Genomic DNA, 5459 nt, shown 5'->3' on the forward strand with positions numbered 1-5459 from the left:
TTGGAAACCAAACCCCTACACTGATGGTTTTTTGGAAGTGGGTAGCTGGTTGGTTGCCTTCTCCTGTAACTGGTTTTCTAGAAAGATTTATTGGCGGAATATTCCGTTGGATATTAGGAATTATTGGTTGGTTTTTTGCTCTATTTTCCCAAGGTTGGCAAGGGATATTTGGCGGTTTAATTTTAGCTACTGCTTTAAGTTTTTTGGGTTGGTTATTGTATATTTTTTGGAGAAAATGGCGTTACGGTCGTTGGTTAGCAAGGTTATCTCCGATGGAGAGTATCTATCAACAAATGTTGAATTTAATGGCGAGTAAGGGATTAGTTAAACGTGGTTTTCAGACACCTTTTGAATATAGTAATCAGATTAGGGAACAGGGAACAGGGAACAGCGGTGCGACCCCGCGTCGGCGCAAGACGCAAGGGAACGCGCACCAAGAGAGGGAACAGGGAGAAATAGTAGAGGAAATTTCGCGAGCTTATGTTGGATGGCGTTATGGTAGTAAGGAAGTTAATTTAAGTAGATTAAAAAAATTACTGGGAAGTTTGAAGAAAGGAAGAAGTAAGAAGTAAGAAGTAAGAAGTAAGAAGTAAGAAGTAAGAAGAATTTAGTTATCTAGGGGAGAAGCGGTAAATATTGAAAAAAAAGAAAAATATACCTATAGTCGGGACGTTAGATGAAACGTCTCTACAAGGTTTTGATTTAACCTTAAGTAATCTGTCTGAAAACTGCTATTAAAGTATAACTAAACTGTGGAATTTTTTTACTAAGAAAAGGGAGATAACAGTGGAAGTCTCCCACTCGGACATTACTAAATATTAAAATTTAGTCAGAAATGAATTCTAATATCATGTTTCTTTGAATAACCACAAGAAAAAATTTAGGGAGTTAAGCAAAAAGTAAGCATTCAGCCGTCAGCTATCAGCTATCAGCTATTGTTTCTGATGTGCTATAAAAGCTTCATTAATGGTACTTAGACGTTTTCAGGAATAAAAATCGCTTTTTTTGCGTTTCATCTGCATAGCAAAGCATGGCCTTTACGNGAAATGAATTCTAATATCATGTTTCTTTGAATAACCACAAGAAAAAATTTAGGGAGTTAAGCAAAAAGTAAGCATTCAGCCGTCAGCTATCAGCTATCAGCTATTGTTTCTGATGTGCTATAAAAGCTTCATTAATGGTACTTAGACGTTTTCAGGAATAAAAATCGCTTTTTTTGCGTTTCATCTGCATAGCAAAGCATGGCCTTTACGAAGCATTCCAAAGGAAAGTAAAGGAAAAGTCAGGAAAGCTGAAAGCTGACAGCTAATAGCTGAATGCTTGCAGCAAAAACGAGAAGTTTAAAAAATATTCTGGCTTGGAAATAAGAAGATTTTTATTATGGTGAATTAATTAGACTTGATATAGCTTTTAATATTATGTCTGGTTGAATAGTTATAATTAAAGTTTGTAGTAGGGCTTTAGCCCTAAGTATAGATAGGGCTAAAGCCCTACTAGTAGCAAAAACTTTTGTATCACTGATTATCCGCACTTGATATAACTTCTGAATTATAAATTCAGAATAATTTTTGACCACAAATTTTACAGAATTTAGCATCTATATCGTGGTAAGAAAAACCACAATTACTACAGACTTTTTCTTCTTTATTTGCTGTTTTGATAAGTTGTTTAATTAAATCTCCAAGTTGATAAGGAATTAAACTAACACCCGTTAATATCATCAAAACAGTTAATAAACGACCTTTTTCTGAAATAGGAATTACATCACCAAATCCCACAGTTGTCATTGTAACAACCGAAAAATATACAGCATCTAAAAAAGTTGTAAATGATTCAGGATTGACACGATGTTCGACTTGATAAATTAAGCCAGAAAAGATAAAAATAATTGTAAATAAAGTAAATAATATCCTGGCAAAAATTACTCCATCTGCCGTACTAATCTTAAATATATAAATTTTCAACTTAAGAAATCTAATGAGTCTTAGAATTCGGAACCATCTGATAAGTCGAATAAAACTAAGTTCTAAAAATCCTGGAAAAATAGGTAAAATTGCGAGTAGATCGATAATAGAAAAAAAGCTAAAAACGAACTTTATTTTTTGCTCTGCACACCAAAATCTCAGCAAATATTCAATAGCAAAACATACTAAAATAGAATCATCTATTAGTTCTAGATTCCCAAAAATTTCCTCTGAAATTGGATAGGTTTCAGCAACAAAGATAGCAGAAGAAAGTAAAATCAAAAATAGTAAAATCAAGTTAATGGTTTTACCGATAGGATTTTCGATATCTTCCAAATAAAATGCCAGATTTTTTTTTGTTGGTATAGGTGACATATCAGTTATCAGTTATTAGTTATCAGTTATTAATTATTAGTTATTAATTATTAGTTATTCATAATTTTTAATCTTATGCTTGAGAGCAATAATTATCAAACTAGATTGTAATTATAAGTAGTGGTATGACACAACTAAAATGTTGCAATAGTAGGGGCGGGTTCCGCCTTAAATTAATGGGAATTCAATAAAATCAAATAAACCCGCCCCCATGACGATATTCTGAACCACCAAACCAGGGCGGGTTCTGGCTTAAATTAATGGTGTGACAAATTATTCAGATGAAATAAATTTGGTGCCAAACTGGGGCGGGTTTAGAGAAATCAATTAGTTATAACAAGATTTTTGGTGAAACCCGCCCCTACGATTTTTTTTAACGTTTAATTATACCTATCTACTTAATGTTTTACAATAAATATGGTAATTTCTCCACTATTTAATTATGTCTGAGCTAGAATCCAATTTATCTGCTTTGATGACTAAAGTTTCAGAATTGGAAAAACAACAGACTACTCTGAAAAAATATGTTGTTAAACTGAAAAATACTTTAGATGAGCAAATAGAAAATTTTCATCATCGACCAGAAAGACAAACTGTGGAAAATTTGCAGGAAAAGTTGACTACTTTAAGTCTACGTTTAGATGAATTATTGGCTGTAAATAATCCGGTAAAATCGACTGCGGTACAAGATAAATTATCAGAGGAAATCTCAGAGAATTATCAAGAATATGAAAATCAATTAGTATTCGATAGCTCTGGCATTCGTGGTGTATTAATTGAGGCATTGTCAACAGTTGAATCACGATTAATTATTGTTTGTCCGTGGTTTACTTCCAAGGGTATTGATGAAAGTTTACTGGAGAAATTTAAGGGTTTTTTAGACAGGGGTTGCCAAGTAGATATTGGTTGGGGATATTTAGGAGATGGTTCAAATATTGGCAAGGGTTGGAAATATAATGCTTTGACAGATTTACAGGAATTAGAGAAAAGTTATCCTGGTTTATTTCGGTTGAAGCTATTAGGAACTCACGAAAATTTTCTGGTTTGTGATGAAAAGTTTGCTTTTGTAGGAAGTCATAATTTTTTGGCTTCTGGCGACCAAAGTTGGGAACGAGAAGTGGGGATTATTAGTAGCGATCGCCAAATTATTGAAGGATTAATTAATCGTTTTAATAATGCTGAAGTTTTGGAGTTAGCAGAAATTAATCGCAGGTTTGCAGCAAGTGTGAAAAGTTTGGATGAGGTGGAATATTTGTCTAGAGTTATTGATGAAAATGAAATGGAATTTCAGGATTATTTGATGGTGGTAGATGAGGATGAAGAGGAGGAAGAATTGGAAGAATTTAAGGAGGAAGAGGAAAGTCAACAACCTGTGGTTAGTGCTGAGGAATTTTTGCGTAGATATAATGAAGGAGAACGAGATTTTACTGGGATTAATTTGGCAGGTGTAGATTTGAGTGGAAAGTCTTTTAATGATTCAACATTGAATTTGAGTAATGCTAATTTTAATGGTGCAAATTTGAGTAGTGCAGATTTAAGGTCTTTTAACTTGACAGGAGCAAAATTTAAAAGTGCTAACCTCTCTGAAATTAAGTTGTATTCAGCAAATATAAGTCAAGCTAAGTTCATTAATACCAATTTGAATAAAGCACAAATGAGTTCTGTGAAATTAGAAAAGGCAAAGTTCAGAAATGTGAATCTTAACGAGACTAATTTAGAGTCTGCAAATTTTACCGAGGCTAACTTGAACGGAGTTAATTTTAGTAATTCTAAAATTTCAAACGATGCCAACTTCAGTAGTGCAAATGTGAAAAAAGCAAATTTGAGTGGATTGAATTTGAGAAATGCGAATTTTACTAATGCAGATTTGAGTCAAGCTGATTTAAGTAGAGCTAATTTACTAAACGCAAATTTTGCAGGAGCCAACCTACAAATGGTAACAATAAATCAAGCACTTTCTAGTGAGGCAACTGTTTTTCCAAAAGGTTTTAATCACACTAAATTAGGTGTTTATTTGCTTGCTCCTGATGTTTCATTAAAAGCAGTAAACTTAGCTGGTTATGACTTAAGCTATTTACACTTGAGAAGAGCTAACTTAGAAGGAACAAATTTTAATTCAACAAATCTGAATAGCTCAGATTTAAGTGATACTAACTTAGCTAATGCTCAGTTAATAAAAGCAAATTTGGTTAGCACAAAATTTGTTGAAGCTAATCTCAAGAAAGCTAATTTTAGTGAAGCATCTATAGAAGGTGCAGACCTAAGATTAGCAGACCTTAGTCAAATAGATTTTGCTCATGCTAAATTACATAATGTTAATTTAACAGCAGCAAACCTTAGTCAAACAAATTTTGCTCATGCTAACTTATATGATGTTAATCTAACAGCAGCAAATCTTAGTCAAGCTGACTTGAAAAATGTGCATAATTTTAATCAAATTAATCTTAGTGGTGCTAACTTAACTGAGGCAAATTTAGTCGGTTTATCTTTAAGTAGTCAAAAAGTTACAGGTGTTAATTTAAGCAAGGCAAAACTTTGTGGCACAAATTTAAGTAACACTAACTTGAGTAATGCCAACTTAACTTCAGCAGACTTGCGCGGAGCAAATTTAAGTGGCGCTAACCTAGAAAATGCCAATCTAAAAGAAGCAAATATAGGTGGTGCAAATTTTGGAGAAGACGATAAGAAAGCCAACCTAACAGATACAATAATGCCAGACGGTTCAATTCACGAATAATATAAATAGTAGGTTGGGTTGACCTTAAGGAAACCCAACAAAAAATTTCGTAGCTGTGCATAGTAATATTACAGAAGAAATATTTGAAACACAAGAGATTGCTTCCTTCCACTTCGTTCCAGTCGCAATGACTTTACAGTTAGTCTAGACATAACATGACTCCTGACTCCTTCTTTCATTCTGACTCCTGACTCCTTCTTTCATTCCACGAATAATATAAATAGTAGGTTGGGTTGACGTTAAGGAAACCAAACAAAAAAATCTGTTAGTCTTGCAATAGTAATCTTAGAAATATTAGATAGAAATAGCTGAAGAAATTAAAGTTAAACACGATGTAGCGGCGGGTTTTTTAGACTAAATTGTTGATTTTTCAAGTTTCAGCT

Annotated in this window: 3 protein-coding genes; 2 read left to right on the plus strand and 1 reads right to left on the minus strand. The window is 33.2% G+C overall.

What is annotated here, in order from left to right:
- The coding region (locus tag AFK68_RS12585; protein ID WP_143437832.1) for a DUF4129 domain-containing protein at window positions 1-572 on the plus strand (572 nt) is incomplete at its 5' end.
- Window positions 573-1556: 984 nt separating this feature from the next.
- On the opposite strand, the gene AFK68_RS12595 is transcribed toward AFK68_RS12585, so the two are convergent.
- Window positions 1557-2339 carry an ion transporter gene (locus AFK68_RS12595; RefSeq protein ID WP_246844151.1) on the minus strand — a complete coding sequence of 261 codons (783 nt, stop codon included), beginning with the start codon at window positions 2337-2339 and terminating at the stop codon, window positions 1557-1559.
- Between the two features lie 442 nt (window positions 2340-2781).
- Here AFK68_RS12595 and AFK68_RS12600 point away from each other — a divergent pair, with 442 nt between their 5' ends.
- Window positions 2782-5076, plus strand: a complete 2295-nt coding sequence (locus AFK68_RS12600) for a pentapeptide repeat-containing protein (RefSeq protein ID WP_094673113.1) — start codon at window positions 2782-2784, stop codon at window positions 5074-5076.
- The last annotated feature ends 383 nt before the right edge of the window (window positions 5077-5459 follow it).

The sequence above is a fragment of the Hydrocoleum sp. CS-953 genome, assembly GCF_002260545.1.
In the GTDB taxonomy this organism is placed as follows: domain Bacteria; phylum Cyanobacteriota; class Cyanobacteriia; order Cyanobacteriales; family Microcoleaceae; genus Trichodesmium.